The sequence below is a fragment of the uncultured Marinobacter sp. genome (assembly GCF_963974375.1).
GTDB lineage: Bacteria > Pseudomonadota > Gammaproteobacteria > Pseudomonadales > Oleiphilaceae > Marinobacter.
The window spans coordinates 1-2,162 of record NZ_CAXBDN010000417.1 but is presented as its reverse complement, the minus strand read 5'-3'; the positions used below and the strand labels follow the sequence as shown (position 1 = coordinate 2,162).

At 59.9% G+C, this 2,162-nt stretch carries 3 protein-coding genes and 1 pseudogene; 1 reads left to right on the top strand and 3 read right to left on the bottom strand.

Translation table 11 applies throughout. From position 1 onward, the window contains the following. From AAC035_RS20915 to AAC035_RS20905, 3 genes are all read right to left on the bottom strand, one after another. Nucleotides 1-213: acyl-CoA thioesterase domain-containing protein (locus AAC035_RS20915; protein ID WP_339807047.1), on the bottom strand; the 213-nt coding region annotated here is incomplete at its 3' end. 148 nt (nucleotides 214-361) lie between these two features. Beyond that, the gene (locus AAC035_RS20910; protein WP_339807046.1) at nucleotides 362-1,537 is read right to left on the bottom strand and encodes an FAD-dependent oxidoreductase; all 1,176 of its coding nucleotides are present in this window, start codon (nucleotides 1,535-1,537) and stop codon (nucleotides 362-364) included. A 16-nt stretch (nucleotides 1,538-1,553) separates the two neighbouring features. Further along, nucleotides 1,554-1,721, bottom strand: a complete 168-nt coding sequence (locus tag AAC035_RS20905; protein ID WP_339807045.1) for a rubredoxin — start codon at nucleotides 1,719-1,721, stop codon at nucleotides 1,554-1,556. Between the two features lie 228 nt (nucleotides 1,722-1,949). Between AAC035_RS20905 and AAC035_RS20900 the strand changes: the two are divergent. After that, nucleotides 1,950-2,162, top strand: a pseudogene (locus AAC035_RS20900) (hypoxanthine-guanine phosphoribosyltransferase); the annotation flags it as partial.

The window sequence follows — 2,162 nt, the reverse complement described above, 5'->3', positions numbered from 1 at the left end:
TGCTCTGGCGTTGCCGGGACGCAGGAAATAGGCGTGCATGGAATGGGGCATGCGGCCTTCGATGGTCCGCGTGGCAGCCATCAGCGCCTGACCGAGCACATGGCCACCGAACAGATTGGGGAAGCCCAGATCCTCGCTCTCGCCCTGGAAATGATCATCGCCCAAAGGTGCGAGATCCAAAAGTTCAACCAGCTTTTTGGTAACGTCCAGCATGCCTGCTCCTGAAAAAACGAAAGCTGCATGGGTCACCCCGATACAGCCTCTTACCTTAAAAACCGTTAACTTCTACCCGATCCGCCTTTCCTGCGCAACTCTGGTTTACGACGTCCTTTCTTCTGAAAGATACACCAAAACGCGACGGTCAGCTGTGAATCGGTGGCAGCTCTCTGGTCAGGGCCTGTTTCTCCAGTGCCGCGTCACCGGTCAAGGCGAAGCCAAGCAGCCGTCCACCGGCGTCCCGGAATACTGCTTTTACACTGTTGCCCTGGCGCTGCGATTCCCAGCTACCTTCGGCACCCGACAGTGGCGGACATACCGCCGTGGGGCAACAGGGGGTTTTGACCATCACCGGCATGGCGCCCCAGCGAACCTCGGTGCGCTCACCGGCAAGGGTCTTCGCCAACGCCCGGGCTGACGCCATCAGCGGCAACACATACATCAGCACCAGGCCATCCACCTCGGCCCCGTCACCCAGAGCATAAACATCCGGAGCGCTGGTTTCCTGAGCCCGGTTGACCGCAATCCCGTGGCCGGTGCTCAGGCCGGCAGCCCGTGCAAGCGCTGTGCGGGGCCGCAGGCCCACCGCTGACACCACCAGGTCGGCAGTCAGCACCTCACCGCTGGCCAGCGTGACGCTCAGTTCCGTGCCAATGCGGTCAATCCGTTCGGCCGTTGTGCCAAGATGTAAACTGACACCTTCCTGAGCCAGAGCATCCTGCACCGCGCCGGCTGCCTCGTCGGGCAACAAGCCTGGCATCACCTGAACCGACGGCGCCACCAGGCTGACCTGGTACCCGCCGTTACGCAGATCATTGGCAAACTCGCACCCGATCAGACCGGCACCCAGAATGACGACCCGGCCAGCTTCCGGCAGTCGTTCACGAAACCGCTGATAGTCACTCAGATCGTTGATCGACAGCACCTCGCCGGCACCACTTCCCGACAGGTCCAGGGTAATGACCTCGGCACCCGTCGCCAGCACCAGTTTCCGGTAAGGCAATCGCTCGGAGCCGATCTGCAACTCATGGGCATCGGTATCGATTCCGGTGATCCGGGTGGATGTGCGGATGTCCATTTGCAGCTGCTCCGCCATGGCTCCGGCGTCAGCCTGGGCCAGTTCAGCGGCAGTCTTGCCTTTGCTGAAACCGGTCGACAACATCGGTTTGGAATAGCTGGTACCGTCATCTGCCGTGATCAGCATCAACGGTGTATCGGTATCCAGTTTGCGGAACTCCCGGGCAAGGGAGTAGCCGGCAAGACCGCTGCCCACGATCACTATCGGGGCAGCGGAAGACTGTTCGCGGGTTTCGGAGGTCATGATAGGTTCCGTCTGGTCAGTCGATTTCGATCATCTCAAAGTCTTCCTTGCCCACACCACAATCCGGGCATTCCCAGTCTTCCGGCACATCATCCCAGGCAGTACCCGGCGCGATACCGTCTTCAGGCCAGCCCTCGGCCTCGTCATAAATAAAACCGCAGACCACACACTGCCACTTTTTCACTCGAACACCCCATTGTTTAATTGCTTGCCAGCCGCCTACAGCGCGGCAGATTGAGATAAAGTCAGGCATATCATACGCACTGACCGGGCATCCACCAAAGTGCCCGGTGGATTGATACGCCGCAAAATACGGTTTGTGTTTCCACCGGCTGCCAGACTGGCCCCACGGTCTCCCTTCCCGCCCGGGTTTTCGTTATACTCGCCCGTTTTACGACAGGATCCGCCGACCATGACCGACACCGTCGCCGAAATGACACAGGTTTTCGAGGAAGCCGATTGCCTGGTTGACGAACAACAGGTCTTCCAGGCCATCGACACACTGGCCGCAAGGATCACGGCCGACCTGCAGCATCGCAACCCGCTACTGTTCTGTGTGATGAATGGCGGCCTGATACTGACCGGACAGCTGCTGCCGCGGCTACGATTCCCGGTTCAGGCAGAG